The following is a 25,376-nucleotide window of genomic DNA, read 5'->3' on the forward strand; positions in this document are numbered from 1 at the left end:
GCCTTCTGATTCGATATGCGTTTATATAGATGCATGTCGAATCAAACCGCGGCGTGTTGCCCGGCGTTGGGGGCGGCCGCGCTGGCCGAGCCGCAAGCCGCGGAACTGGCGGCGATGTTCAAGGCGCTCAGCGATCCGGTGCGGTTGCGGCTGTTGAGCCTGGTCGCCAGCCACCCGGGCGGTCAGGCCTGTGTTTGCGAGATCTCCCCGACGTTCGACGTGTCGCAGCCGACGATCTCCCATCACCTGAAAACGCTGCGGTCGGCGGGGCTCTTGGATTGCGAACGGCGCGGCACGTGGGTGTACTACTGGGTGGTTCCCGAAGCGCTGCAACAGCTTTCATCGGTGTTGCACGTCGACGCCCTGTCGGGCGCGGGATGCGGCTCATGAACGAGGCGGTGAGCGCGCGGCTTTCGACGCTGGATCGATTCCTGCCCGGATGGATCGCAATGGCGATGGTCGCCGGCCTGCTGCTGGGCCGGCTTGTCCCGGGCCTGGGAGGGGCGGTGAGCGCCGTTCAAGTGGACGGGATCTCGCTGCCCATCGCGATCGGGCTGCTGGTGATGATGTATCCGGTCCTGGCCAAAGTTCGGTACGACCAGCTCGATACCGTGACCGCGGACCGCAAACTGATGGCGACGTCGCTGGCGTTGAACTGGTTGGTCGGACCCGCCGTCATGTTCGCGCTGGCCTGGCTCCTGCTGCCGGATCTGCCGGAGTACCGCACCGGGCTGATCATCGTGGGGCTGGCGCGTTGCATCGCCATGGTCATCATCTGGAACGACCTCGCCCGCGGGGACCGCGAGGCCGCGGCGGTCCTGGTCGCGCTGAATTCGATCTTCCAGGTCGTCATGTTCGCCGCCCTGGGCTGGTTCTATCTGTCCGTGCTCCCGGGGTGGCTGGGGCTGAGCACGACCGGCATCGACGTATCCGCTTGGCAGATAGCCAAATCGGTGCTCATCTTCCTGGGGCTGCCCCTGCTGGCCGGGTACCTGTCGCGCCACCTCGGCGAACGCGCCAGGGGCCGCGGCTGGTACGAAAATCGCTTCCTGCCCCGGATCGGGCCCTGGGCGTTGTATGGGTTGCTGTTCACCATCGTCATTCTCTTCGCGCTGCAAGGTCACCAAATCACCTCCCGGCCTTGGGATGTCGCCCGGATCGCGCTGCCGCTGCTGGCGTACTTCGCGATCATGTGGGCGGGCGGATACGCGCTGGGGGTGCTGCTGCGGCTCGGCTATGCGCGCACTACCACCCTGGCGTTCACCGCCGCCGGCAACAACTTCGAGCTCGCGATAGCCGTGGCGATCGCGACCTACGGCGCCGCCTCGGGTCAGGCGCTGGCCGGCGTCGTGGGACCCCTGATCGAAGTTCCGATCCTGGTCGCATTGGTTTACGTTTCCCTGGCCTTGCGGCCCCGGCTCTTTGGTGCGGCCGACGGTTCGCGGTCGAGCGCCGACAGGCCCAGCGTCCTGTTCGTCTGCGTGCATAACGCCGGTCGTTCCCAGATGGCCGCCGCGCTGCTGCGCCACCTAGCCGGCGACCGCATCGACGTCCGTTCCGCCGGAACGGAACCCGCCGATCAGATCAATCCCGCGGCGGTGGCCGTGATGGCCGAATGGGGCATCGATATCACCGACGTCCCGAAAGCACTCGACGCCGACGTGGTGCGGACGAGCGACGTCGTCATCACCATGGGCTGCGGTGATACCTGCCCGTTCTTCCCGGGCGTCTCGTACCGCGATTGGCCCCTGCGCGACCCCGCCGGTCAGCCGGTCGAGACGGTGCGGGAAATCCGCGAGGACATCGCCGAGCATGTCTATGCCCTCATCCGGCAGCTGCTCGGGATCACGATGACGATCGATGTGCCCGCCACGAAAGGACAGTGATCATGTCGCGCATCCAACTCGCTCTCAACGTCGACAACCTCGACGAGGCGATCACGTTCTACACCAGACTCTTTGACGTGGAGCCGGCCAAGGTCAAACCCGGCTACGCGAACTTCGTCGTCGCCGACCCGCCGCTCAAACTGGTGCTGCTGGAAAACGCCGGCCAGGGCGGGACCCTCAACCATCTCGGCGTCGAGGTTCCCACCAGCGACGCCGTGCTCACCGAAAACAGCCGGCTCGCGCAGGCGGGTCTGCTCACCGACGAAGAGATCGACTCGACCTGTTGCTATGCCACCCAGGACAAGGTGTGGGTGAGCGGCCCGGGCGGTGAACGCTGGGAGATCTACACGGTCAAGGCCGATTCCGAGACCTTCGGGCCGGCCGACGAATCGCAGTCCACCTGCTGCGCCTCGTAGCTACGGCCAGGCCTCCCAGGCGATCATGCTGCGCAGCGGCCCGGCGAACACCGGCCGCACAGCCGTTGAGCGCCAACGTTCTTCGATGAGCGGAGCCAAGGCTTCCACGGTGGCGAGCGGATCCTCGTCGAGATAGACGACGCTGATGTACTGGTGGTCGGTGCGCCACGCCCGGGGCAAGTGGCTCCACCCGGCGCTGGACCCGAATGTCCACGCGCCGGCCGTGCCCGGGGTGGCGAGCAGCGCCGGATAGTGCTCGGCGTGCAGCCATTGCAGCCATTCGTCCGGGCGGCCGTCGCTGGGTTCCTCGACGATCAGCACGATGCCGCGGTGCGGCCGAAACGGCACCACCTCGGGCGAGATCAGCGCGTGCGGCGAGGACCGCCACTGCAGCAGGCGCAAGCCCGCCACTTGCAGCGACGGCCGCACGACGGGAAAGCGGCCGTTGTCGCGCAACGCGCGGCCCAGGGTGACGAACTCGTCGAAGGTCTCTTCGACCGGGTCGGTGACCAGATAGTGCACCGCGTTGCCGATGTCGCCCAACGGTCCGCGGGCGGCCAGGCGATGGTCGGCGTAGTCGCCGTCGGCGATCCAGCGCAATCCATGCACGATGCCCGGCAGCTGAAATTGCTCGGGCATGTGATCCAGCAGGTGCCAACGCAGGTAGCTGCCGTCATCGTCGGGCGGCGCCGCGGCGGTGAGGCTGAATATGCCTGCCTTGACGCGCATTACGTGGCACCGCCGGACAGGGGATGAAGTTCGGCGAGGGCCTGCAGGTTCTCCAGGTAATGGGGCAGCGAGGTGTGCCGGAACACGGCGCTGACAATGGTGGCGCCGTGCGCGGCGGTTTCGGCCACGAGATCGCGGGTCCGTTCCGGATTGCCGATCGGGTCCAGCAGCGAGGGCGTGGGCAGGATGACGTCGAAACCAGGGCCGAAGTCGAAGCGGCTCAGCCAGTCTCGCGCCTGGCGCAGGCTCACGTTGAACGGCGCCCAGCCGTCGGCCAGCGTTGCGGCCCGGCGCAGTGAGCGCAGCGTTTGCCCACCGATCCAGAGGGGGACGCGGTCTTGGACCGCGCACGGGTCGACGACCATGCCGCCGAAGGAGTAGAACTCGCCGTGGTATTCCGGTTCGGGCGTTGACAGCGCGGCGCGCAAGGCCCGCAGCGCGTCGTCGGCGCGTCGGCCGCGGTCGTCGTAGGGCGCGCCGAGCAGGTCGAATTCTTCTTTGAGGCTGCCGACGCCGACCCCCAGGATCAGCCTGCCGCCGCTGATCCGGTCCAGGGTGCCGTAGCGTTTGGCGATCTCGAGCGGATGGTGGTAGCCGAGCACCAGCACGTTGGTGGCCAACCGAATTCGTCGCGTGCGCGCGGCCAGGTAGCCGAAGGTCGCCAGCGGGTCCCAGTAGCGGGTGCCGCGGCGGCCCGTCTCGGTCGCGGGCAGGGCGACGTGCTCGCTGCAGGTCAGGTGGTGGTAGCCGAGCCCGTCGGCGGCCTCGGCGATCCGCGCCAGGTCCTCGATGGTGGCGTCCTTCTCCCAGTCGCCGGCGCTGTGGGGGAACATCGTCACGACCGGGGTGGCGACCGACAGTTTGGCGTGACCGCTCATCGGTGCACGCATCCTCCGGCGTCGACGGGGATGCATAACGTGGTCTTCCCAGGATGATTCATGCGGGGGTAGATTCTAACAGTGCTCGAATCTGGCGGGAGTCGAACCGCCGCCGTGGGTAAGCGGGTGCCGCGATGACGGCCGCGGTGCGCCGGCCCTATGGCGAACTCGACCGCGCCCGCGTGGTGACCTCGCTGCGCGACCTGGCCCGCCGCGTCGGCGTGCAGGGCGTGACGATGCGCGAGCTGGCCGCCGAACTCGGCGCCGCGGTGCCCTCGGTCTACTACCACGTGCCGGGCAAGCAGGCGGCTCTGGACCTGCTCGCCGAATCCGTGCTGGCCGAGATCCCCGTCGTCGAGACCGGGTCCTGGGACACCCGGCTGGCCGAACTCTATTGCGCGGCCCGTGAAGTGATCCTGTCGGTGCCGGGCATCGCGGGTGTCCTGCAAGCGGGCGGCGGAGGCGACTCCGCCCGTCGGCTCGACAAGCTCAGCCGTACGTTGCTCGCCGAGGCGGGCCTCACCAAACCGGTTGCGGCGGCGGCCCACTCGGTGCTGTACACCTACCTGCTGGGTTCGGTGAGCCTGCAGGAGACGCGGCCCGCCCACCGCGGCAAGCGCCAGGCCGCCAACCACTTTCGCGCCGGCCTCGAGGTGATCATCGCCGGGATCGGGGCCTCGCGACCGGACGGATCGGCGCCGTCGTGAGCATTGCCAAACCCACGCTGGTGAAATCCCTGGTCCCGCAGAACCTGGACACCGCCGCCGACCGCGACGCGGCCGCCGTGCTCGATCCCGACACCTTCGTCACCGGCGCACCGTACGACGCGATGACGAGGCTGCGCGCCACCTCGCCGGTGCACCCGGTGCAGCTGCCCGGGCTGCCCAGGGCGTGGCTGTTGACCAAACACGCCGACGTGCGCCTGGTCAGCCGCGACACCGACACCTTCACCAGCAGCAAGGGCAACACACTGGTGGAGGCCGAGGCCGGGCCGAACTCGGCGATGCTGCCCGGCATCGATCCGCCCCGTCACGTCCACTTCCGCAAGCTGATCAACCAGGGCTTCACCGTCCGCAACGTGCAGCGGCTGGAGCCGAAAATGCGGCAGGTGGCGCGCGGCATCGTCGCCGCCATCACCGACAAGCGCGAATTCGACGCCGTGACAGACATTTCCGCCGAGATGTCGCTGCAGGTGATCGCCGACGTGCTCGGCGTTCCCGCCGAGGACCGGATGGACGTCTTCCGCTGGAGCAACGCCATCGGCAGCCTGGGCATCGAAGATCCCGACTACGCCCCCACGCCGGAGGCGCTGGGCCAGGCCGCCGCCGAAATGTTCACCTACTGCGGGGAATTGGTGGAGCATCGGCGCAAGCACGGCCTCACCGACGACATCTTGTCGGCGCTGCTCGCCGCGGAGGTCGACGGCGAAAAGCTCAACCGCGACCAACTCAACGAGTTCTTCCTACTGCTGGCCATCGCCGGCAACGAAACGACCCGCAACACGTTGAGCCACGGCATCTTGGCGCTCGCCGAGCACCCCGAGCAACAGGCGCTGCTCGCCCGCGATCCCGCGGCCATCAAGCCCGCGGTGGAAGAGCTGTTGCGCTGGGCGACCCCGGTGATGCACTTCCGGCGCACCGTGGTCCGCGACGTCAAGATCGGCGGGCAACGAATCCCTTGTGGCGACTGGGTGCTGATGCACTACCTGTCCGCCAACCGCGACGAGGAGGTCTTCGACCGGCCGGACCAGTTCGACGTCACCCGCCCCGACGCCGGCCACGCCGCGTTCGGGGGCGGGGGAGTGCACTTCTGCCTCGGCGCACAACTGGCCCGGCTCGAACTGCGCGTCATGCTCGAAGAACTTTATGCGAACGCGCCCGGCCTGGCCGTCACCGGACCGCCGGACCGGCTGCGCTCGTCGTTCTTCCACGGCATCAAAAGGCTGCCTTGCACAACGTGATTCAGCCGCGTTCCACCGGGCGGGACGGATCCGAACTCCACTCCGACCACGACCCGGGATACAAGGCGGCCTCCCGCCCCAGCGAGGCGAGCGCCGCGATCGCGACCGTGGCGGTGACGCCCGAGCCGCAGTAGGCGCCCACCGTGTCTTGACGCTCGATCCCGCGATCGGACAACAATCGGGCGACCGAGTCGTCGTCGAGGAAGGTGCCGTCGGCCGCCAAGACGGCGACACTGGGAAGGTTCTTGGCGCCGGGAATGTGGCCCGCGGCGGCGTCGAGGGGTTCCACGTCGCCGCGGTAGCGCTCCGGCGCTCGCGCATCGAGTAGCGGCACCGAGCCCTCGGCCATCCGCTCGGCCGTCAGCGTCGGACGGCTTCCGGCATACAGATCATCGTGCGGCACAGCCACATTGCCGGGCGCCGGTTCGACGGGCCCGGTCTCGAGGCGGTAGCCGGCCGCGCGCCACGCGGCCAAACCGCCGTCGAGGATGCGGACGTTGTCCAGTCCGGCCGCGGTCAGCACCCACCATGCGCGCGCGGAACCGGCCCGATTCCAGTCGTCGTAGGTCACCACCAGCGTGTCCTGCCGGACTCCCCAGCGGCGCGCGGCGGCTTCCAGGTCGCGGCCCGACGGCAGGGGGTGACGGCCCCGCCCGGAAATCGAGTGGTCGCTGAGTTCGTCCTCGAGCGAGACGTACACCGCGCCCGGGATGTGCCCCTCTAGGTACGCCGCGCGCCCGTCGGTTTCGTCGATCCTCCACCGCACGTCCAGGACGCTCACCGGATCGCCGGCCTCGATGACGCCGGCCAACTCGGCGGCGCTGATCAACACCCGATCGCGTGCTTGCACTGGCCCTCCTCGTCGTCTCCGTCGAGACTAGCCGGGACCGGGGTGGCTACGCGGTCCGCTCCGAATCGCGGCCGTCGAAGGCGGGCGCGCCCATCGACGCGAGCATCCCGGCCGCCGCCCGGTGCCAGGTGAAATCCTCGGCGCGGCGCCGCGCGGCAACGCGGCGCTGGTGTTCGGGTCGGCCCACGATGGCGCTGACCGCGGCCGCGATGGCGGCCGGGTCGTTGTCGGCCGCCGCGCCGCTGTCGGGCGTGATGATCTCGGTCAGCGCGGACGTGCGAGAGACCACGGCTGGTGTTCCGCACGCCAGCGACTCCAGCGCGGCTAGCCCGAATGTCTCATGCGGGCCCGGGGCCAGCGTCACGTCGGCCGAGGCCAGCAGCTGCGCCACGACCTCGCGATCGGAGACGAAACCGGTGAAGTCGATCGGTAGGCGCGCGGCCTGGCGCTGCAGCCGGGCCCGCAACGGGCCCTCGCCCACGACCACGAGCCGCGCGTCGATGCCCGCGTGGCGCAAGGCGCCGAGCGCGTCGATGCTGCGGTCGACACGTTTTTCCACCGACAGCCGACCGCAATGGACCAGCAGCAGCTGTGTCGGCGCCGCCCAGCGCCGGCGCACCAGATGCGAGTAGCGGCTCGGATGGAACGTCTGTAGATCCACGCCCAATGGGATTGTGACGGTGTTGCCGGCGTCGATCCGGTCGAACTCCTCGCGCGCGAAACCGGTGGTGCACACCACGGTGTCGTAGTTCGCGGCGGTGCGTGCGTTGGCCACATCGGCGAACTTCCGCGCGGCCCGGCGCGGAAGCACCTGGCCCACAAGGCGATCCAGGCGCTCATGGGAGATCATCAGCGTGGTGACACCGTGGTCGCGGCCCCACCGGCCCAGCGATCGCAGCGTGAGCCGGTCCGACACCTCCAGCGCGTCGGGCCGCAACGCCGTCAGGAGGGCCTTGACGGGACCCGGCATCACCGCACGGTAGCCGCCGGTGAAGGGAATCAGCCTGGCGGGCAGGGTGATTCGGACCACGCCGGTGTAGAGCTGGACGTGAGCGGTCCGCCGTCCGGGGACGATCAAGAAGACCTCGTGACCGCCCGCGCAGTATTCGGCGCCCAGCCGGTCGATCGCGGTGCGAAGGCCGCCGGAGCGAGGGCCGTAGAAATTGGCGACCTGTACAACGCGCATAACGCGAGGACACGCGGTGCGCGTGTGCGCACATCAATGCCGACCCGACGCGCGCCTGAACACTGTATGAATTTCGCTTGTGGGTGCCGCTATCCGTTGGACGGCGGCCCGAACCAGCGCCGCAACGCCGCGCGCAGCGCCTCTTCCTGAGTGCTGCCGAATTCGTCGGCCGCCCAAGCCACATAGCCGTCCGGCCGGATCAGCAGCGCCGCGGCGGGTCGCTCGGCGGCGCTCGCGGTGACGACGTCGACCCGAGCGGCCCAGCCTTGCGCCGCGTTCGCGACGGCGCCGCCGAGGTCGAGCAGGACCGGACGGCCATCGTGGAGTACGTCGGCCACCCGTCGGCCGCCATCGAGGGTCAGGTCGGGCACGAGGTGGCCCGACAGCGGGTGGTCGTCGCCCACGTCGTAGCGCACGTCGGAGCCGGCCAGCAGCGCCGCCATGTGCCTTTGTGCGTCCGGGAAGGTGGACAGCTCGCCCAACAGCGTTCGCAGCGCGGCGACTTCGGGTCCCGGCGCCATGAGCGCGATCTGGGACAGCGAGTGCATCATGACGCGCTGGCCGACCGGATGGCGCTCAGACTGGTAGGTGTCGAGCAGTCCGGCCGGCGCCGTTCCGTTGATCTCGGCGGCCAGCTTCCAGCCCAGGTTCATGGTGTCCTGCAACCCCAGGTTCAGGCCCGGGCCGCCCATCGCGCTGTGCACATGCGCGGCGTCGCCGAGCAGCAGGACGCGGCCGACGCGGTAGCGTTCGGCGTGCCGGGTGTTTTGTCCGTTGATGCGCCGAAGCGCATGGGGCCCGGGGTCTTTCGGCTCCTCGAACGGAACGTCGGCACCCAGCACGCGGCGCGCGCTCTCGCGCAACTCGGCCAGACTCATCGGCACCTCGTCCACCGGCGGGCCGAATTCGATGGTCCCGAGCAGTGCGCGGCCCGGCTCGAACTCGGCATAGATCATCCCGCCCCGGTCAAAGCGGCTGTGCCCGAAGCGAAGCGGACCGAATCCCGGAACCTCGATGCTGGCGATGTCCGGGCGGCGGTACTGGTCGGGAATGTGCACGTGGGCCAGCCGAGCGACCATCGGTGAGGTGGTGCCGGGAAAGTCGATGCCCAGGGACTTGCGCACCAGGCTGCGCCCGCCGTCCGCGCCGACCGCGTAACCGGCGGCGATGGCGTAGTCGTTTCCGGGTGACGAGACGTGCAGCGCGACGGATTCCGGCCCCGGCACGATCCCGACGAGTTCGTGGCCCCAGCGCACATCCACGCCGAGGTCGCGGGCCCGCTTCTCCAGCAGCCGCACGAGCCGGGGTTGGGGCATGAGCATCGCGTACATCGGGTTGTTGCGGCCCTCGGGGAAGATCAGCGGCATGGCCGCGAACATCCATCCCGGGCTGGGCCGCGGTGGGTCCTCGTCACCGGTGAAGTCCCGATACATCCCGCGCATGTCGAGCATCCGAACGACCTGTCCGACAAGGCCGTTGGCCTTCGGCTCGGAGCTGGGGCCAGGCAGGGCGTCCAGTACGACGGGCCTGATGCCGGCCAGTGCCAGCTCGCAGGCCAGCATCAGCCCGTTGGGGCCGGCGCCGGCGACGACGACGTCGGCGTGTTCGTCAGCCATGGGCTGCCTTCTTTCTGGTGGGTTCCGGTAGCCCCGCCTCGACGGCGGCGAAGCCCGAGCGGATCAACGTGGTGATCGGAACCGGGGGGTCGGCCCATGCATAGGCGTCGGCCGCGGCGTCGCCGACGGCCCGCACGACGGACATGACCAGTCGCGGGTACAGGTCATGCTTCGGGTCGGTGCCGGTGCGTTCGGCGATCACGCTGAGGAACTCGTCGAACAGGTTCTGCGGCACCGAGTTTCGAACTTGCGGCTGCATGAGCAGCTTTCGCACCTCGACGAGTTCCTGGCGGCTGGGTGCCCGGTTCTCGTCGCCGTAGACGTCGCCGAAGTCGTCCTCCAAGGGCTCCAGCACGGCGTGGGCGATCGCCGTCCAGAGCGGCTCGTCGGCGGGACGCTCCCGGAGCAATGCGACGCTGCGACGCAGGCGTTCGGCTTGCCGGTAGGCCAGCGCCTCGTATTTACCGCTGAAGTAGTTGTTGAACGTGCGCAGTGAGACGCCCGCCATGTTGGCGACGTCTTCGCGCGTCACGTTGTCCAGCCCGCGCTCGAAAGCCAGGCGCAGCGCGGCATCGCTGAGCGCGCGCCGGGTGTCGGCCTTTTTGCGTTCGCGCAGTCCGGACATAGGCGCCACCGTACGCAAAAGATGCCTACTAGGCAATATTGCCTAGTAGGCAATTAACGTCGAGTGTGCACTGAGGGCTTTCGGAGTGAAGCCACGGCGGCGACACGCCGGTGAAGCCCGCCCAGGTTTAACTCGTAACGCCCAGGATTCACACTCGCCGCGCAGGCGGGGCGAACGCCGCAGAGAGCACGCCAAGCCAAGCGCGCCTAGCGCGCGCCCCAATCCCACCGCGGGGTCGTGATCAGGGTCTGGCCGCCGATGCGCGTTTCGCCCCAGTCCTTGTACAGCTCGATCTCGATGGCACCGTCGGAGTCTTCGCCCATCGGCGCCGCGTCCAGGAATTCGAGCAGGACGCGCGAATGTGTGACGACCACAACCTGGGTCTTGGCGGCGGTGGTGCGGATCAGCGACGCCAGCGGCGCCACCAGGTCCGGGTGCAGCGAGGTCTCGGGTTCGTTGAGCACCATCAGCGAGGGCGGTTGCGGGCTCAGCAGCGCGGCGGCCCACAGCAGGAAACGCAGTGTGCCATCGGACAACTCGGCCGCGCGCAACGCGCGCAGCATGCCGCGCTGTCGCAGCTGAAGGTCGAACAGCCCGTCGTGGATGGCCACCGAGAGGGTGGCGCCGTCGAACGCCTCCGCGACGGCGCGGCCCAGATCGTCGAACCCCGCTTCGAGGATGGTCTGGATCGCGGCCGCGAGGTCGCTGCCGTCGTCGGAGAGCACCGGGGTGCGGGTGCCGACCTGCGGGTGCCGCGCGGGCGCCCCGCCGTCGACCCGGAAGCCGTCGTAGAACCGCCACCCGCGCAGCCGTTCTCGCACGGCCGCGAGCTCGGGAAGCGCGTGCGGGTGGGCGTATTCGGCCAGCACGCTGTGATACGACGGCAGTGATCGGGACAACTCGTCGAACCCACCACCGGAGTCCGCGCGGGCCTCGGCGAACACCCGCGACCGGCGCACCAGCGTCGTACTGGGCCGCAGCACCGGGCCGGCGAACAACACTTCCCGTTTGATCTCCGGATCGCGGGCGAACACCGACTTCCCGGCGGACTGCGGGATGCCCAGGTCCACCAGATATCCGAAATCGTCCGCGGCGAAGCCCATTTCGAGCGACACGGGCCGGGTGCGCACCGTGCCCTCGGTCTTGCCGGTGCGCCGGGCCCCGGCCACCTGCTCGGGGCCGGCCCACAGCACCGACTGCAGCCCGCCCTCGCGCGCGAGCGACCCGATCACCTCGCCGCGCCCGCAGTCGGCCAGCAGCCGCAGCGCGCGATACAGCGACGACTTGCCGGATCCGTTGGCGCCGGTGATCACCGACAGCCGGCCCAGCGGCAGGATCACCTCGCGCAGCGAGCGATATCCGCGGATCGCGACGGTCTGCAGCATGCGGCCGACTGTACGGTCGGCCACCGACGGGCCCTAGTCGCCCTCGTCCTCGTCGGCCGCGGCGGCGAGGAGCTGCACCTCCTCGAGATCCATCTCGTTCTGCAGCTCGCGCAGCACGATGTCGTCGATGAGGTTCTGGTTGCGCAGCGCGGTGATTTCCCGGCGCTTGTGCTCGAGCACGCCCAGGCGCACCTGGCGGACCTTCTCGCGGCCCTTGAGGATGCGGTGGTCGGTCGACCCGTCCTCGGTGGCCAGCACCAGCGCGGCCTTTTCCTCGTATTCGGTTTGCAGCCGTCGGCGCAGGTCGTCGCTGATGCCGACCTCGTCGGCGACCGTCGGCAGCGCGGCGAGCGCGGCCTGGGACCCCCGACAACGAGCCAGTTGCAGTTCCTCGGCGTGGGTGGCGTCCTCGGGCATTTTCGCCCATCGGACCACGGCCGGCAGGGTGCTGCCCTGGACCAGGACGGTCACCAGGATGACGACGGTCACGATGAAGATCAGCAGGCTGCGGTCCGGGAAGGGCGCGCCGCTCAGCGTCGTCATCGGCACGGCGACCGCGGCGGCCAGCGATACGGCCCCACGGAACCCCGCCCAGACGGTGACGAAGCGCTGGCGCCAGTTGACCCGACGTTCGCGCTGGACCTGACGCCGGTCGATCAGCCGGATCAGCAGCGTGGTGATCTCGCCCCAGAAGATGCGCGACACGATCACGACGGCGGTGACCACCAGCGCGACGAACAACGCGTGGCGAATTCCGCCGTCGACGCCGGCGATGCCGCGCAGCGCGCCGGGGATCTGGACGCCGACGAACACCCAGAGCGAGCCGTTGAGCAGGAAGGTCGCGATGTCCCAGAAGGCCGAGGATTGCAGTCGCGAGCGGGCCCTAATCACCACGGGACCGGCGTAGGCCAGGACGAGCGCGGACACCATCACCGCGACCACCCCGCTGCACTCCATCGATTGCGCGAGCAGGAACGCCGCGAACGGCGTCACCAGGCTCAGCGCCCCCTCCTCCTGGGGCGCGTCGATTCGCTTGCGCAGCAGCGTGACCGCGCCCCCGACGAGCAGGCCGGCGGCGATGCCGCCGAGGTAGGAGCCGATGAACCGGGCCGTCACCTCGGGTGGGCTGATCGCGGCCCCGCCGATCGCGACGTGGACGCTGACGGCGAATAAGACCAGGGCGGTGCCGTCGTTGATGAGACTCTCGGCCTTCAGCACGGTCAGCGCCCGGCGTGGCAGCTTCTTCGCGAGGCCGGCGACCGCGGCCGCGTCGGTGGGCGAGAGCACCGCGCCCAGGACGCCCGCCGCGTGCGGATTCATGCCCAGCGCCCGCGCCGTCCACGACACCGCCACCGCGGTCGCGATCACCAGGGCGACGCTGAGGAACACGATGATGCGCGCGTTGGCCCGGATCTCGCGGAAGCTGGTGTTCAGGCCCTCCCAGTACAGGATCGCGGGAAGAAACAGCAGCAACACGATTTCGCCGTTGACCCGCACATGACCGAAATGGGGGACCAGACCCAGCAGCACGCCCATCAAGATGAGCAGCACCGGAGGACCCACGCGATAGCGCCGGCCGATGACCGTCCCCACGATGACGGTGGACACCAGGGCGACGATCAGTTCGAGGCCAAACACCAGCCCATCCTGCCGGATGACACGGTCGGTGGCTGCGCGGGCCGCCCGACGTCTGACGGCCCGCCCGGTCACGCACGATGGCGTCGCGCCTATCTTCGGTCTGGATCAGACCGATAGGCTCCGGAGCGGAATCGAAGGGGGATCTGGTGAAGGTGAGGCTGCTGGCAACAGTCGCCGTGCTCATGTTGTCGTCGGTGGTGGGCTGCCACTTCGCGTCCAGGAATCCGCCGTCGACCAAGACCCTTCGGGTCCCGATGACCGAAGTGCTGACCCAGAGCGAGATCAACCAGAGCATCACCCTCGACGTCGGCAACACGTTGGTCGTGGAATTGGGTTCGAACTACACCACGCCCTACCGGTGGACGCCCGACACCAAGATCGGCGACTCGGCGATCATCAGGCAGCTCAGTCACGAGTTCGTGCCGCCGGCCTCCGACGCCCTGGGGGCGCCGGGCACCGAGACGTGGACGTTCGCGGCCATGAGACCGGGGACCACCACCATCGGCGCGACGTACAACAGCTTTGTGGAAAAGGACGCCAAGCCGGGATGCGTCTACACGCTGACCGTGACCGTGCGATAAGTCCTTGCGGCGTCAGCGGTTACGCGACGGCGACCTGGCGTTGGCGTGCGTAGATCTCGGCGAGGAATTGCTCGACGGCCACCGCGGTGTGCGCCGCGCGCACCGAGCCGAAGATGTCGAAAGCGTGTTGGGTGAAAGGCAATTCGGCGTAGAGCACCGGCTGTGCGCTGGTTTGGCGCAGCTTTTCGACGAAGGTGCGCGCCTGTTCGACGTAGGCCAGCGAGTCGTTGCGGCCGTGCAGGACGAAGAACGGGGGAGCGTCGGCATGGATGTGGTTGACCGGCGACGCGGTTTCGAACGTCTGTCGGTGGGTCGAAGGCTTTTGTTTGATGATCGACTTGATCAGCAGCCCGGGCATCATCGGGTGCAGCGTCTTGTCGAATCGGGTGAAGTCGTAGATGCCGTAGAACGGCACGGCCGCCTGCACGCGGGTGTCGACGTCCTCGAAGCCCGGCTGGAATTGCGGGTCGTTGGGGGTGAGCGCGGCCAGCGACGACAAATGGCCGCCGGCCGAGCCGCCGGTGATGGCGATGAAGTCGGGGTCGCCGCCGTATTCGGCGATGTGTTGTTTGACCCAGGCGAGGGCGCGCTTGACGTCGACGATGTGGTCGGGCCAGGTATTGCGCGGGCTGTGCCGGTAGTTGATCGCCACGCAGATCCAGCCGAGTTCGGCGAGGTGGCTCATCAGCGGATGCGCTTGTCCGCGTTTGTTTCCCGTCGTCCAGGCGCCGCCGGGGATCTGGAACAGCACCGGGGCCTTGCCGGCCGGATCGAGGTCGGGGCGCCGCCAGATGTCCAGGCGGTTGGCGCCGCCGAATTCGCCGTAGCTGATGTTGGAGTCGTGGGCGTAGTCGCGGTAGATCCGCAGCATCCGTAGCAGTCCCGGCGTCTTGGCGGTGCCGCTGCCGCTCGGCCGGCGCCACAGGCTGGCCGACTCGGTGAGGCGGTCCGGTCCCAGCCCGCTGTCCAACGCCTCGGTCAGCGGCACGTTGGCGCGATGGCCGGCGCGGCTCAGGTTGAGCAGGCCGAGCGCCGAGAGCCCGGCGACCAACCATGCCGTGATGCGCACGGGCCGCGTCAGGCGCCGTGCCGTCAGGGCCAGCCCGCCGAGCTGGCTGACCAGCGTCTGCAGCGGCAACTCGGTGACGATGAGCCCGACCATCCACGAGTACAGCGACGGGTAGCCGCCGCGCGCCAGGGGGCGGTAGGCGTTGAGTGTGGACGCCGCGGTCACCGCGGTGACCGCTAGCGACCCGACTTGCCGGGTGAGGTGGATGATTCGAGCTGTCCGCATTGCCTCACCTTACGAAACGGGTGGATTCGTCTCGGATTAGCGGGCTACGACGCCTCTGCCCTGCTCTCGAGGTTCTTCACCGGGGCGGGGTCGTTCTCGGTCAGCCCGACCTTCGCGGCTCCGCCGGGCGAGCCGAGCTCGGCGAAGAAGTCGGCGTTGATCTGCAGGTATCCGCTGTGCTCGTCGGGCAGGTCGTCCTCGTAGAAGATCGACTCGACCGGGCACACCGGCTCGCAGGCGCCGCAGTCCACGCACTCGTCGGGGTGGATGTAGAGCATCCGGGCGCCCTCGTAGATGCAGTCGACGGGGCATTCCTCGATGCATGCCTTGTCTTTGATGTCGACGCAGGGTTCGGCGATCACGTAGGCCACGAATGTTGTCCTTCCGTCTGGCTAGCGGGGTCAGCCGGCTGCGGGCCGCAGCAACTCGGTCAGGCTGGCTAATTTAGCGCGGCGGCATCCGCGCGGCTCACCGCCCCTTTCGGGCGGCAATGTTTCCCATGCTTCCGGCCCGCGCCGGGCGTGAGTAGAGGTTTGGCGTTGTGGTGTCACAAGCTATAGTTGTGGTCACACGATTTGATTGTGAGCGCTGCACCATGCCACTCAGCCCGCGGCTGCCCGAACTGGCCTCGTTCGAGGCGTTTTTGGCGATCGCCGAGACGGGCAGCCTCGGCCGGGCCGCGCGTGAGCTGGGGCTGACCCAGCAGGCGATCTCCCGGCGCCTGGCCACCATGGAGGCCCAGATCGGCGTCACCCTGGCCGTCCGGACCACGCGCGGCTCCCAACTGACGCCCGCGGGCCTGATCGTCGCGGACTGGGCGACCCGCCTGCTCGACGTCGCCCACGAGGTCGACGCCGGGCTGGGCTCGCTGCGCAAGGAAGGCCGCGAACGCATCCGGGTGTCGGCCAGCCAGACGATCTCCGAGCAACTCATGCCGCACTGGTTGCTGTCCCTGCAGGCCGATGCGGCGCGGCGCGGCGACACCGCGCCGCAGGTCATCCTGACCGCCACCAACAGTGACCACGCGATCGCCTCGGTGCGCGACGGCACCGCCGACCTCGGGTTCGTCGAAAACCCCGGCACACCAAAGGGTTTGGGCAGCTGCGTGGTGGGGGAGGACGAGCTGGTGATCGTCGTCCCGCCGGACCACAAGTGGGCCCGACGGTCGCGGATCGTGACCGCGCGCGAACTCGCGCAGACGCCGTTGGTGTCCCGCGAACTCCATTCCGGCATCCGCGATTCGCTGGCGGCGGCGCTGCGCCAGGTGCTCGGGGAGGACATGCAGCAAGCCGCACCCGTGCTGGAGTTGACGTCGTCGGCGGCGATGCGCGCCGCCGTCCTGGCCGGCGCGGGCCCGGCGGCGATGAGCCGGCTGGCGGTGGCCGACGACCTGGCGGTCGGGCGTCTGCACGCGGTCCACATCCCAAAGCTGGATCTGCGCCGCAAGTTTCGGGCCATCTGGGTCGGCGGGCGTACTCCGCCGGCCGGGGCGATCCGCGACCTGTTGAGTCACATCATCAACCGCACGACGGCGTAGGACGCTCGGCGAGCGTGGAGTTGTGGCGGCGTTTGCGGGCGTTTTGCCTCAACAACTCGACGTTCGGCGGGAAGAAGGAGAGAGGCAGGGCTTACGCCGCGGCGTCGGCGGCCAGCGCCTCGTCGTAGCGGTCGAGCACGGTCTCGGCCACTAGCGGGTGCGCGCCCAGCGGGGAGGCCATCCGAATGCCGTTGTCCCGGGCGAAAGTTGACACGCCGTCGGTGATGAATCCGGGCGCCAAGAACCACGGCGCGATCACCAGTCGGCGAGCGCCGCGGCGGCGCAGCTGCTCGGCGGCCCGGGCCACCGACGCCTCGGGCCGGGTGGCGAACGCCGTTGCGGCGCCGGCCCATCGGGTGCCGGCGGCCAGCCGCGACGCCACCTTCGCGGTGCGGGCATTGGCGGCCAGGTTCGACGAGCCGATCGCGACGACCATCACCCCGAGATCGTCGTCGAGGGGCGACACGCCGATCTCGGTCAGACGCTCACGCAGGACGGTGACCAGGCGGTCGTCCTCGCCGAGCACGTCGGCCTGCCGGATGCCCTGGGCGCCGGCGCGGGCGATCTGTTCGGGGATGTCCAGGCGTGCGTGATACGCGCTGGCCAGCAGCAACGGGGCCACGACGGCGTGGCGGCTATCGGGCAGGCCGGCCAGCACGTCGACGAAGTTCGGGGCGTTGAGCTCGAGGAACGCCAGCCGCACGTCGAGGTCCGGCCGCATCCGCCTCAGGCGGTCGGCCACGGCTTCGGCGTTGGCACCCGACCGGGGGTCGCGGCTGCCGTGCGCGGTGAGGACGAGCGTGCTCACCGCAGGTCGTCCTCCTCGGCGCGCAGCGCCCAGGACGCGAAAGCCTCTCCGCTGTCGCGCTTTTCGAGGTACTTGCGGGTCACCCGGTCGATGTAGTCGCCCAGCTCGGCGCTGGTGACCTTGTGCTGGCGCAGTTTTCGGCCGAAGCCGCTCTGCTCGCCCAGGCCGCCGCCCAGATGCACCTGGAAGCCCTCGACCGAATTGCCGTCACCGTCGTCGATCCACTGGCCCTTGAATCCGATGTCGGCGACCTGGATTCGGGCGCACGAGTTCGGGCAGCCGTTGAGGTGCACGCTGATCGGCACGTCCAGTCGCGACTCGACGTCGGCCAGGCGCCGCTCGAGCTCGGGCACCAAAGTCTGGGTGCGCACCCGGGTTTCGGCGAACGACAGCTTGCAGTACTCAATGCCGGTGCACGCCATGGTGTTCTTGCGCCACGACGACGGCCGCGACGGCAGCCCGAGCGCGTCGAGGCCCGCGACCAGTTCGTCGACCTTGTCGTCGGCGACGTCGAGGATGACCAGCTTTTGGAACGGGGTCCACCGCGCCCGGTCGGAGCCGGCCTTCTCCATCAGGTCGGCCACGGCCGACAGGGTGCTGCCCGACACGCGCCCGGCGATCGGCGCGACGCCAACGGCGTTGAGGCCGTTCTTGATTCGCTGCACGCCGACGTGGTCGATGGTGTGCTTGACCGGCGTGGGGGCCGGGCCGTCGATCAGCCGGCGGTTGAGGTATTCCTCTTCGAGGACTTCGCGGAATTTTTCGACGCCCCAGTCCTTGACCAGGAACTTCAGCCGGGCCTTGGCGCGCAGCCGGCGGTAGCCGTAGTCGCGGAACAGCTGGGTGACGGCCTCCCAGACGTCGGGCACCTCGTTCAGCGGAACCCAGACGCCGAGCCGCTGGGCCAGCATCGGGTTGGTCGACAAGCCGCCGCCCACCCACAGATCCAGGCCGGGGCCGTGTTCGGGGTGGTGGACGCCGACGAACGCGATGTCGTGCGTCTCGTGCGAGACGTCCTGCAGACCGGAGACCGCGGTCTTGTACTTGCGCGGCAGGTTGGCGTATTCCGGGTTGTTCAGCGAGCGGCGGACGATCTCGTCGATCGCGGACGAGGGGTCGAGCACCTCGTCGAGCGAGTCGCCGGCCAGCGGCGAACCGTGGATGCCGCGGGGGCAGTCGCCGCAGGCCTCGGTGGTCTGCAGCCCGACGGAGTCGAGCCGCCGCCAGATCTCGGGGACGTCCTCGATGCGGACCCAGTGCAGTTGCAGGTTTTCGCGGTCGCTGATGTCGGCGGTGTCGCGGGCGAATTCAGTCGAAATCTGGCCCAGCGTGCGCATCGTGTGCGCCGTCATCGCCTTGCCGTCCGAGCGGACCCGCATCATGAAGTACTTGGCTTCGATCTTGTCGGTGTTCTCGTCGCCGGTCCAGCTGCCGTCGTAGCCCTGCTCGCGCTGGGTGTAGAGGCCCATCCAGCGGAACCGTCCGCGCAGGTCGGACTTGTCGATGCTGTCGAAGCCCTGCTTGGAGTAGACGTTGATGATGCGGTCGCGGACGTTCAGCGGCCCGTCGTCGTTCTTGATCTTCTCGGTGTCATTGAGGGGTTCGCGATCCCCCAGCGCCCACTGACCCTCGTTGCGGGTCTTGACGGGACGTGCGGTGGTCATATGCGTGCTCCTTCGCGAACTTCGTCGCGGCGGCTCAGATTGGCGGCGTGCGGCCGGAGGCGGGCTGCGGGCCTTCTCGGCTACCGGGCATTCGCGATGATGTTGGGTCTGTGGGCACCCGCAGGTTCGTCATTGGACCCACGGGGCGCGATTCCATAGTGCACGAGTCGCGCCGGCGTCAGTAGAGGTCACATGTTGTGAGGGCACAACCTCGCGTTGTGTGCGCTGCTTCACGGCGTTGCCTTGGCGGCCAGAGGGATTGGCCGGACTCACAGTAGTGTGGCCGCTTATGAGCTCCTCCGACATCCATGACGTGATCATTATTGGTTCGGGTCCTGCTGGGTATACCGCGGCGTTGTATGCGGCGCGGGCGCAGTTGGCGCCGGTGGTGTTTGAGGGGACGTCGTTTGGTGGGGCGTTGATGACGACGACCGAGGTGGAGAATTATCCGGGGTTTCGTGACGGGATCATGGGTCCGGAGTTGATGGATCAGATGCGTGAGCAGGCGTTGCGGTTTGGTGCTGATCTGCGGATGGAAGACGTCGAATCGGTGTCGCTGGAGGGTGCGGTGAAGTCGGTGACCACCAGCGAGGGGGAGACCGTTCGGGGGCGGGCGGTGATTTTGGCGATGGGGGCGGCGGCCCGGTATTTGGGGGTGCCCGGTGAGCAGGAGTTGTTGGGTCGTGGGGTGAGCTCGTGTGCGACCTGTGATGGGTTCTTTTTCAAGGATCAAGACATCGCGGTGATCGGTGGTGGGGATTCGGCGATGGAGGAGGCCACGTTTTTGACCCGGTTTGCCCGCAGTGTGACGTTGGTGCATCGCCGTGAGGAGTTCCGGGCCTCGCGGATCATGTTGGAGCGGGCGAAGGCCAACGACAAGATCACGTTCCTGACCAATAAGGCGGTTGAGGCGGTCGAGGGTGCCCAGACGGTGACGGGGTTGCGGTTGCGTGACACGGTGAGCGGTGCGTCCTCGACGTTGGCGGTGAGCGGGGTGTTCGTGGCGATCGGGCATGACCCGCGTTCGGAGTTGGTGCGCGAGGTGCTCGAGACCGACGCGGATGGGTATGTGTTGGTGCGTGGCCGCACTACCAGTACCTCGATCGAGGGGGTGTTCGCCGCCGGGGATCTGGTGGATCGCACCTACCGCCAGGCCGTCACCGCCGCGGGCAGCGGCTGTTCGGCCGCCATCGACGCCGAACGCTGGCTCGCCGACCACGAGGAAACCGACGTGGACGCGTCCGTGACGCCGGCTATCGGTCGAGAACCGTTGCGTAACTGAGGTTTAGACGGGGAGTTTGGCGGAAGTCGTTCTGCGACCGCCGAGTTGGGCCGGCAGCCGGGTGTATCCGTGCAAGTTGATCAGCCCTCGCGGTTGTGGGGGAGCCGTCAGGCGCAGATCGGGAAAACTCTCGAACAGTGCGCGCAGGGCGGTCGCTCCCTCGATGCGGGCCAGGGCGGCACCGAGGCAGGCGTGGATGCCGGATGCGAACGCGAGGTGGTCGCGCGCGTTGGCCCGGGTGATATCGAAAGTCGTTGGCTCGGTGAACACCTTCGGGTCGCGGTTGGCGCCGCCGAGGAACAGTCCGACCATGTCGCCGGACGCGATGTGGGCGCCAGCGATTTCGACGTCGCAGTTCGGGGTGCGCGCGGTCATCTGAACCGGACTGGCGAACCGCAGGATCTCCTCGACCGCGGACGGCCACAGGTCCGGATTGTCGTGCAGCAGGGCCAACTGCTCGGGGTGCTGCAGCAACAGCACGATGCCGTTGCCGATCAGGTTCACCGTCGTCTCGAAGCCCGCGCCGACGATCAGCGCGGCGTTGGCGGTGAGTTCGCGGTCGGTCAGCGAGCCGTCGGCGGCCATGCGGCCGAACGGATTGTCGCTCTGCTGGCCGGCGCGCAGTCTGTGGAGGTGCTCGAGCAGGTAATCGTCGGCGCCGCGCAGCCCGTCGATGGCGTCGCGGTACGTCTTCCAGTCGATCCCGATGTCCAGCAGCGGGGAACCGCTGCGGCCCCACCCCAGCATGCGCGGATACGAATCAGGCGGCAGGCCAAGGATTTCGGCGATAATAGCGACCGGCAGTTGCATCGCGAAGTCGGCGATCAAATCGGGCTGCGTTGTGGCGGCGATGCGCTCGATCAACTCCATCGTCACTTCGGCGACCCGGGTGTCCAGTGAGTCGATCGCGCGCGGGGTGAAGCTTTGCGCCACCAGTTGCCGGTAGCGGGTGTGATCGGGCGGATTCACGATCACCATCGCGGGTGGTTCGACCGGGTTGGCCACGCCGGGGTCGGTTTTGGCGATGAGCGCCTTCAGCGGGCGGGGCAATTCCATCTCGCTGGGCGCGGTGACACCAAAGCGCTTGTCCCGCAGAATTTGTCGACACACGGCATGGTCGACACTGGCCCACACGTACGGGGAGCGCACCACGCGTCCGCGCGCCCGGATCTGCTCCATCAGCGCATAGCGGTCATCGGCCGTTCCGCTGCGCAGCAGCCGCGCCAGGGGGTCGCCGCGGCGGGCCTGAACGGCGAAGTACGCCCGCGGCACGCCGTGCATGGCCGCCCACCGGGCCCTGAGTCCGACACGCATACGGATCCCTCCCGGAATCTCAACCCCGCTTGCACCTTGCGATACAATGAGACCCTAAATGTCTCGCATGTTCCGATCGCTACGATACGACGACCGCGACGAGCGGGCAAGGAGGGATTCGTGACCTCGACGCGAACGGCGGAGTTCGTGCGGCGACTCACCGAGCCCGATCCCGTCGTGCTTGCGCAGGTCGACAACCCCGACGAGATCACCGCCCGCATCCTGGCCGCCACCGCCGAACAGGCCGAGCTGGTGGGGATGCGCCGAACCACCATGGAAGATGTCGCGCGGCGCAGCGGCGTCGGGCGCGCCACCCTGTATCGGCGGTTCCCGACCAAGGCGGCGCTCGTCGATGCCGTCGTGCTGGCCGAGGCGCGCCGCTTCCTCGAGGGCGACGCGCAGGCCTGGGCGCGTGGCACGACACTCGAAGAGCGCATGGTCTACAGCACGCTGTTCTCGGTGACGTTCATGCGCGAACACGCCTTGCTCAAGAAGCTGCTCCGCACCGAGCCCGAAACGATTCTGCCCAGCCTGACTATCGACGCGGGCGCCATTCTCGACTTCGCCACCGAGCACGCCATGGGGCTGCTGCGCGCCGCGCTCTACGGCGCTTCGAAAACCACGGCGGCTCAGGAGCGCCACCTGCGCACCGTCGCCGAACTGCACACCCGGCTGACGCTGTCATTCATCGTCACCCCGCACACCGGCATCAACCTGGCCACCATTGACGACACCCGCACCTACGTGCGCAACTACCTGATGCCGATGGTCACCGGGCCGAGCTAGTCGGCTGTCGGTGGCCCGGTGAGTCACATGCGCCACTTTCGTCTCTCCGCGAGACGGCATATCTTTTGCCCACCTCCGAGCGACAATCGCGATGCGCGGCAGTGTGTTGTCGCTCGGAGGTGGGCACTTCGTATGGTCGTCCGGACCGCGGTGGCACCGGAATACCGCCCGGCGTCGCACCGGAATACCGCCCCGCGTCGGCCCCGGATCACCGGCCCGCGACGTCCCGAGGTCGTCTAACCCCGCGGCGTGAGATGGGCGGTGACGATCGGGGTGACCCGCGCGATGAGTTCGTCCACTGGAGCGGACGCGATCGGTTCGACCTGCAGGACGTGGCGCAAGTAGGCGATGCCCAGGAGTTGGCCCATGGCCAGATCGACACGCAGTTGTGCATCCGATCCCGTCAGCAGTTTGGCCATCTGCGGATACAGCTGGCCCTGAATGAACTGACGCACCAGGGCGGCCGACTCGTCGTGGGTGGCGGCGCCCCGCAGGATTGCCAGTAGGGAAGCGCGCGAGTCCGGCCGCTCCCATGCTTCGAAGAACACCCGCGTCAGGCGCGCGCCGATTTCCTCGCGATCGCCGCCGGCGATGCGCGCGCTGATCTCGGCCGGGTCGAACGGCCACCCCATGGTGGACCGGAACAGCTCGGCCTTGCTGCCGAAATAGTGCCGGATCAGCGCCGGATCGACGCCGGCGCCGGCGGCGATGTCGCGGACCGAGGTCTTGTCGTATCCCGACTCGGCGAACAGCCGTCGAGCGGTCGCCACGATGTCGTTCCGGGTGTCGGGGTTGCCCGGGCGTCGTCCAATGGGGGGCACAATCCGGAAATTCTACAGTCGTTGACTTCCGGATGCTGCAGCGTTAGCCTGGATCCATAAATTCCCCAAGTGAGGAGTTAAGGAGATGCCAGCACCGCGATGGGTTGCCCGGGCCAACAAGATCGGCCTCAATCGGTTCACCAAGTACATCGCCCCGTGGGCGCCGGGATGGGCTATCGTCGTCCATCGCGGACGCAAATCGGGGCGCACCTTCCGCACCCCGCTGTGGGCTTTCCGCCGCCACAACGGATTTGTGATCGCGCTGACATACGGCCCCGAAACCGATTGGGTGCGCAACGTTCTGGCCGCGGGGGGCTGCGAACTGCAGACCCGGCGCCGGCGGTATCAGCTCGGCGCCCCGGTCGTGTTCCGCGACGAGGACGCCACCGACATGCCGGCGTTCATCCGGTTCATGCTGCGCAAGGTGATCAAGGCGCCGGAGTTCCTCCGCCTCGACATCGTGAGCCAATTGGCAACGGCGCGTTGACGATGGACCTACCGAGCAGCCCGCTGGGGGAGCTGGATCCGCAATTCGAAAAGCTCGGACTGGAGGTGGCCGCGTTCACGTTCGGGCTGCCGGGGACGACGTCCGTGACGTGATTCGCTTCTGCGCCGAGTATGGCATCGGGCGCGCCGCGGCGGCCCTGCGGGCGCTTGACGACGTGCTGGTCGGCTAGGGCGTCTGGCGGATTACGCGTCGCCCGAAGCGAATACGACGTCGGGGTTGAGGATCCCGGCCGGGTCGAAGCCGGCCTTGATGCGGCGCATCAGGTCCACCTTGACGGGATCCTCGAGTTCGACGAAGTACGGGGCCTTGGCGCGGCCGAGGCCGTGCTCGCCGGAGATCGCCCCGCCCAATTCCATTGCCAGCGCGAAGATGTCGGTCAACAGCTTCTTCCGCGTCGCGGGGTCCGGGCAGAAGATGGCCAGGTGCACGTTGCCGTCGCCGGCGTGCCCGCACCCCGCCGCGGCACCGCCGGCCGCCGTCGCCAATTCGCGCGCGGTGGACAGGAACTTCGGCATCGCGCCGCGCGGCACGACGGCGTCGATGAGGTCGTCGGCGCCCACCGCCTTGAGCGTCCAAAACGCCTTCTCGCGTGCCTCGATCAGCTTGCGCGCCGCGCCGCCGTCGAGCACATAGGCGTCGACGGCACCCAGCTCAGCGAGCAGCTCACCCGTCGTCTCGACATCCTCGTCCAGCCGATCCACGGTCCGGTTCTCGAGCGCCACAACGAGATAGGCCTGGCAGCTGTCGCGGACGTCGTCGGGAACGCCGAGCTCCAGGTTCTGGGTATGGACCAGCGCGGCCATCGTCACGTTGTCGATGTATTCCAGGATGTAGGGTGCCAGGCCGCTGGCGAGGATCTTCGGCACGGCCTGCATGACCTGGTCGAAGTCGGCGAACGGCGCGAGCACGGTGGCGGTGTGGTCCAGGCGGGGATGCAGCTTGACGATCACCTCGGTGGCCAGCGCCAGGGTGCCCTCGGAGCCGACGATGAGCTGGGTCAGGTCGTAGCCGGTGGAGACCTTGGCGATCTTGCCGCCGGTGCGGATGATCTCGCCGGTGGGCAGCGCCGCCTGCAAGCCGAGCACGTTGTGGCGGGCGATGCCGTACTTGACCGCGCGCATGCCGCCGGCGTTGGTGCCGACGTTGCCGCCGACGCTGGAGGACAGCTCGCCGGGGTGGACCATGTACCGCAGCCCCGTGCCGGCGGTCGCGGCGTCCAGTTCGGTGAGCGTCACGCCGGGCTGGACGACGGCGACCTGGTTGGTGACGTCGACCTCGAGCACGGCGTTCATGCGCTCGAACGAGATCAGCAGGCCGTCGGCGCGGGGGATCGCCGCGCCCGACAGGCCGGTTCCCGAGCCGCGGGCCGTCACCGGCACGTGGTTTTCCGTGGCGGCCCTGAGCAGTTGTGCCAGCTCGTCGGCGGTCGCGGGCTTGGCCAGGTACGCGGGTCGTTGCGGGGGCTTGGTCAGCACCTCGTCGTGTGCGTAGTCGTCGGAGATGGCGTCGCCCGTTAGGATGTGGTGCGCGCCGACGATCGCCGCGAACCGCGTTGTCATGTCGGTCATCGAAGGCCCACCTTCTCCCGTCGGACAGCCACTCACTGTATCGG

The 25,376-nt window shown here is 68.5% G+C and carries 25 protein-coding genes; 10 read left to right on the forward strand and 15 right to left on the reverse strand.

Features of this window, described 5'->3' with window-relative positions; translation table 11 throughout:
- The first annotated feature begins 33 nt into the window (after positions 1-33).
- Genes W7U_RS05645 through W7U_RS05655 form a run of 3 tightly spaced genes read left to right on the forward strand, consistent with a single transcriptional unit; the run spans position 34 to position 2,302 of the window.
- Positions 34-390, forward strand: coding sequence for a metalloregulator ArsR/SmtB family transcription factor (locus W7U_RS05645; RefSeq protein ID WP_008255749.1), 357 nt, complete (start codon positions 34-36; stop codon positions 388-390).
- Complete coding sequence (arsB, locus tag W7U_RS05650; protein WP_008255750.1) at positions 378-1,886, forward strand: ACR3 family arsenite efflux transporter; 1,509 nt, start codon at positions 378-380, stop codon at positions 1,884-1,886. The genes W7U_RS05645 and arsB overlap by 13 nt, the downstream gene beginning before the upstream one ends.
- Positions 1,887-1,888: 2 nt before the next feature.
- Positions 1,889-2,302, forward strand: coding sequence for an ArsI/CadI family heavy metal resistance metalloenzyme (locus W7U_RS05655; protein WP_036429198.1), 414 nt, complete (start codon positions 1,889-1,891; stop codon positions 2,300-2,302).
- Here the strand turns inward: W7U_RS05655 and W7U_RS05660 are convergent, their stop codons facing one another.
- Positions 2,303-3,031, reverse strand: coding sequence for a hypothetical protein (locus tag W7U_RS05660; protein ID WP_008255752.1), 729 nt, complete (start codon positions 3,029-3,031; stop codon positions 2,303-2,305).
- A complete protein-coding gene (locus tag W7U_RS05665) occupies positions 3,031-3,909 on the reverse strand; it encodes an LLM class F420-dependent oxidoreductase (protein ID WP_008255754.1) in 879 nt (292 codons plus the stop codon). Before W7U_RS05665 ends, W7U_RS05660 begins: the two co-directional genes overlap by 1 nt.
- A gap of 134 nt (positions 3,910-4,043) precedes the next feature.
- On the opposite strand from W7U_RS05665, the gene W7U_RS05670 reads away from it, so the two are divergent.
- Together W7U_RS05670 and W7U_RS05675 are read left to right on the forward strand one after the other, a co-directional pair.
- Positions 4,044-4,616 (forward strand): TetR/AcrR family transcriptional regulator C-terminal domain-containing protein, encoded by a 573-nt coding sequence (locus tag W7U_RS05670; protein WP_008255757.1) that lies wholly within the window; start codon positions 4,044-4,046, stop codon positions 4,614-4,616.
- Positions 4,613-5,869 (forward strand): cytochrome P450, encoded by a 1,257-nt coding sequence (locus tag W7U_RS05675; protein ID WP_008255762.1) that lies wholly within the window; start codon positions 4,613-4,615, stop codon positions 5,867-5,869. Before W7U_RS05670 ends, W7U_RS05675 begins: the two co-directional genes overlap by 4 nt.
- Before the next feature lies 1 nt (position 5,870).
- On the opposite strand, the gene W7U_RS05680 is transcribed toward W7U_RS05675, so the two are convergent.
- The 6 genes from W7U_RS05680 to W7U_RS05705 form a co-directional block, all read right to left on the reverse strand.
- Positions 5,871-6,719, reverse strand: a complete 849-nt coding sequence (locus tag W7U_RS05680; protein ID WP_008255763.1) for a sulfurtransferase — start codon at positions 6,717-6,719, stop codon at positions 5,871-5,873.
- A 46-nt stretch (positions 6,720-6,765) separates the two neighbouring features.
- Positions 6,766-7,905: a glycosyltransferase gene (locus W7U_RS05685; RefSeq protein WP_008255765.1), complete on the reverse strand. Its 1,140-nt coding sequence runs from the start codon at positions 7,903-7,905 to the stop codon at positions 6,766-6,768.
- Between the two features lie 89 nt (positions 7,906-7,994).
- Positions 7,995-9,521, reverse strand: a complete 1,527-nt coding sequence (locus tag W7U_RS05690; protein ID WP_008255767.1) for an FAD-dependent monooxygenase — start codon at positions 9,519-9,521, stop codon at positions 7,995-7,997.
- The gene (locus tag W7U_RS05695; RefSeq protein ID WP_008255768.1) at positions 9,514-10,146 is read right to left on the reverse strand and encodes a TetR/AcrR family transcriptional regulator; all 633 of its coding nucleotides are present in this window, start codon (positions 10,144-10,146) and stop codon (positions 9,514-9,516) included. Before W7U_RS05695 ends, W7U_RS05690 begins: the two co-directional genes overlap by 8 nt.
- Positions 10,147-10,352: 206 nt before the next feature.
- Entirely contained in the window at positions 10,353-11,531 is a 1,179-nt protein-coding gene (locus tag W7U_RS05700) for an AAA family ATPase (protein WP_008255771.1), read from the reverse strand.
- A gap of 33 nt (positions 11,532-11,564) precedes the next feature.
- Entirely contained in the window at positions 11,565-13,169 is a 1,605-nt protein-coding gene (locus W7U_RS05705) for a Na+/H+ antiporter (RefSeq protein WP_014379881.1), read from the reverse strand.
- 146 nt (positions 13,170-13,315) lie between these two features.
- Here W7U_RS05705 and W7U_RS05710 point away from each other — a divergent pair, with 146 nt between their 5' ends.
- Positions 13,316-13,750: a protease inhibitor I42 family protein gene (locus tag W7U_RS05710; protein WP_008255777.1), complete on the forward strand. Its 435-nt coding sequence runs from the start codon at positions 13,316-13,318 to the stop codon at positions 13,748-13,750.
- A 19-nt stretch (positions 13,751-13,769) separates the two neighbouring features.
- Here the strand turns inward: W7U_RS05710 and W7U_RS05715 are convergent, their stop codons facing one another.
- Together W7U_RS05715 and fdxA are read right to left on the reverse strand one after the other, a co-directional pair.
- Positions 13,770-15,044, reverse strand: a complete 1,275-nt coding sequence (locus W7U_RS05715) for an alpha/beta hydrolase (RefSeq protein ID WP_008255779.1) — start codon at positions 15,042-15,044, stop codon at positions 13,770-13,772.
- 44 nt (positions 15,045-15,088) lie between these two features.
- Positions 15,089-15,415, reverse strand: a complete 327-nt coding sequence (gene fdxA / locus W7U_RS05720; RefSeq protein WP_008255784.1) for a ferredoxin — start codon at positions 15,413-15,415, stop codon at positions 15,089-15,091.
- A 224-nt stretch (positions 15,416-15,639) separates the two neighbouring features.
- Here fdxA and W7U_RS05725 point away from each other — a divergent pair, with 224 nt between their 5' ends.
- Positions 15,640-16,581, forward strand: a complete 942-nt coding sequence (locus W7U_RS05725) for a LysR family transcriptional regulator (RefSeq protein ID WP_008255786.1) — start codon at positions 15,640-15,642, stop codon at positions 16,579-16,581.
- Between the two features lie 91 nt (positions 16,582-16,672).
- Here W7U_RS05725 and W7U_RS05730 read toward each other — a convergent pair whose 3' ends face one another.
- Both W7U_RS05730 and W7U_RS05735 read right to left on the reverse strand, forming a co-directional pair.
- Entirely contained in the window at positions 16,673-17,389 is a 717-nt protein-coding gene (locus W7U_RS05730; protein WP_008255788.1) for a sirohydrochlorin chelatase, read from the reverse strand.
- Positions 17,386-19,053: a nitrite/sulfite reductase gene (locus tag W7U_RS05735; RefSeq protein ID WP_008255790.1), complete on the reverse strand. Its 1,668-nt coding sequence runs from the start codon at positions 19,051-19,053 to the stop codon at positions 17,386-17,388. Before W7U_RS05735 ends, W7U_RS05730 begins: the two co-directional genes overlap by 4 nt.
- A 289-nt stretch (positions 19,054-19,342) precedes the next feature.
- Here W7U_RS05735 and trxB point away from each other — a divergent pair, with 289 nt between their 5' ends.
- Entirely contained in the window at positions 19,343-20,335 is a 993-nt protein-coding gene (gene trxB / locus W7U_RS05740; protein ID WP_008255793.1) for a thioredoxin-disulfide reductase, read from the forward strand.
- A 3-nt stretch (positions 20,336-20,338) separates the two neighbouring features.
- Here trxB and W7U_RS05745 read toward each other — a convergent pair whose 3' ends face one another.
- Positions 20,339-21,649 (reverse strand): cytochrome P450, encoded by a 1,311-nt coding sequence (locus tag W7U_RS05745; RefSeq protein WP_036428767.1) that lies wholly within the window; start codon positions 21,647-21,649, stop codon positions 20,339-20,341.
- Between the two features lie 120 nt (positions 21,650-21,769).
- Between W7U_RS05745 and W7U_RS05750 the strand changes: the two genes are divergently transcribed.
- A complete protein-coding gene (locus W7U_RS05750) occupies positions 21,770-22,435 on the forward strand; it encodes a TetR/AcrR family transcriptional regulator (RefSeq protein WP_008255797.1) in 666 nt (221 codons plus the stop codon).
- A 236-nt stretch (positions 22,436-22,671) separates the two neighbouring features.
- Here the strand turns inward: W7U_RS05750 and W7U_RS05755 are convergent, their stop codons facing one another.
- Positions 22,672-23,256 (reverse strand): TetR family transcriptional regulator, encoded by a 585-nt coding sequence (locus tag W7U_RS05755; RefSeq protein ID WP_008255800.1) that lies wholly within the window; start codon positions 23,254-23,256, stop codon positions 22,672-22,674.
- Positions 23,257-23,341: 85 nt separating this feature from the next.
- Between W7U_RS05755 and W7U_RS05760 the strand changes: the two genes are divergently transcribed.
- On the forward strand, positions 23,342-23,743 hold the full coding sequence (locus tag W7U_RS05760; RefSeq protein ID WP_008255802.1) for a nitroreductase family deazaflavin-dependent oxidoreductase: 402 nt from the start codon (positions 23,342-23,344) through the stop codon (positions 23,741-23,743).
- Positions 23,744-23,946: 203 nt separating this feature from the next.
- Here the strand turns inward: W7U_RS05760 and W7U_RS05765 are convergent, their stop codons facing one another.
- Positions 23,947-25,332, reverse strand: a complete 1,386-nt coding sequence (locus W7U_RS05765) for an FAD-linked oxidase C-terminal domain-containing protein (RefSeq protein WP_008255804.1) — start codon at positions 25,330-25,332, stop codon at positions 23,947-23,949.
- Positions 25,333-25,376 lie beyond the last annotated feature (44 nt).

This window comes from Mycobacterium sp. H4Y, assembly GCF_000364405.1.
In the GTDB taxonomy this organism is placed as follows: Bacteria; Actinomycetota; Actinomycetes; order Mycobacteriales; family Mycobacteriaceae; genus Mycobacterium; species Mycobacterium intracellulare.

What these genes read in the sequence shown, in the direction of transcription:
- W7U_RS05645 (WP_008255749.1), top strand. Translation starts at nt 34, where the DNA reads ATGTCGAATCAAACCGCGGCGTGTTGCCCGGCGTTGGGGGCGGCCGCG.
- arsB (WP_008255750.1), top strand. Translation starts at nt 378, where the DNA reads ATGCGGCTCATGAACGAGGCGGTGAGCGCGCGGCTTTCGACGCTGGAT.
- W7U_RS05655 (WP_036429198.1), top strand. Translation starts at nt 1,889, where the DNA reads ATGTCGCGCATCCAACTCGCTCTCAACGTCGACAACCTCGACGAGGCG.
- W7U_RS05660 (WP_008255752.1), bottom strand. Translation starts at nt 3,031, where the DNA reads ATGCGCGTCAAGGCAGGCATATTCAGCCTCACCGCCGCGGCGCCGCCC.
- W7U_RS05665 (WP_008255754.1), bottom strand. Translation starts at nt 3,909, where the DNA reads ATGAGCGGTCACGCCAAACTGTCGGTCGCCACCCCGGTCGTGACGATG.
- W7U_RS05670 (WP_008255757.1), top strand. Translation starts at nt 4,044, where the DNA reads ATGACGGCCGCGGTGCGCCGGCCCTATGGCGAACTCGACCGCGCCCGC.
- W7U_RS05685 (WP_008255765.1), bottom strand. Translation starts at nt 7,905, where the DNA reads ATGCGCGTTGTACAGGTCGCCAATTTCTACGGCCCTCGCTCCGGCGGC.
- W7U_RS05690 (WP_008255767.1), bottom strand. Translation starts at nt 9,521, where the DNA reads ATGGCTGACGAACACGCCGACGTCGTCGTCGCCGGCGCCGGCCCCAAC.
- W7U_RS05695 (WP_008255768.1), bottom strand. Translation starts at nt 10,146, where the DNA reads ATGTCCGGACTGCGCGAACGCAAAAAGGCCGACACCCGGCGCGCGCTC.
- W7U_RS05700 (WP_008255771.1), bottom strand. Translation starts at nt 11,531, where the DNA reads ATGCTGCAGACCGTCGCGATCCGCGGATATCGCTCGCTGCGCGAGGTG.
- W7U_RS05715 (WP_008255779.1), bottom strand. Translation starts at nt 15,044, where the DNA reads ATGCGGACAGCTCGAATCATCCACCTCACCCGGCAAGTCGGGTCGCTA.
- W7U_RS05725 (WP_008255786.1), top strand. Translation starts at nt 15,640, where the DNA reads ATGCCACTCAGCCCGCGGCTGCCCGAACTGGCCTCGTTCGAGGCGTTT.
- W7U_RS05735 (WP_008255790.1), bottom strand. Translation starts at nt 19,053, where the DNA reads ATGACCACCGCACGTCCCGTCAAGACCCGCAACGAGGGTCAGTGGGCG.
- trxB (WP_008255793.1), top strand. Translation starts at nt 19,343, where the DNA reads ATGAGCTCCTCCGACATCCATGACGTGATCATTATTGGTTCGGGTCCT.
- W7U_RS05745 (WP_036428767.1), bottom strand. Translation starts at nt 21,649, where the DNA reads ATGCGTGTCGGACTCAGGGCCCGGTGGGCGGCCATGCACGGCGTGCCG.
- W7U_RS05760 (WP_008255802.1), top strand. Translation starts at nt 23,342, where the DNA reads ATGCCAGCACCGCGATGGGTTGCCCGGGCCAACAAGATCGGCCTCAAT.
- W7U_RS05765 (WP_008255804.1), bottom strand. Translation starts at nt 25,332, where the DNA reads ATGACCGACATGACAACGCGGTTCGCGGCGATCGTCGGCGCGCACCAC.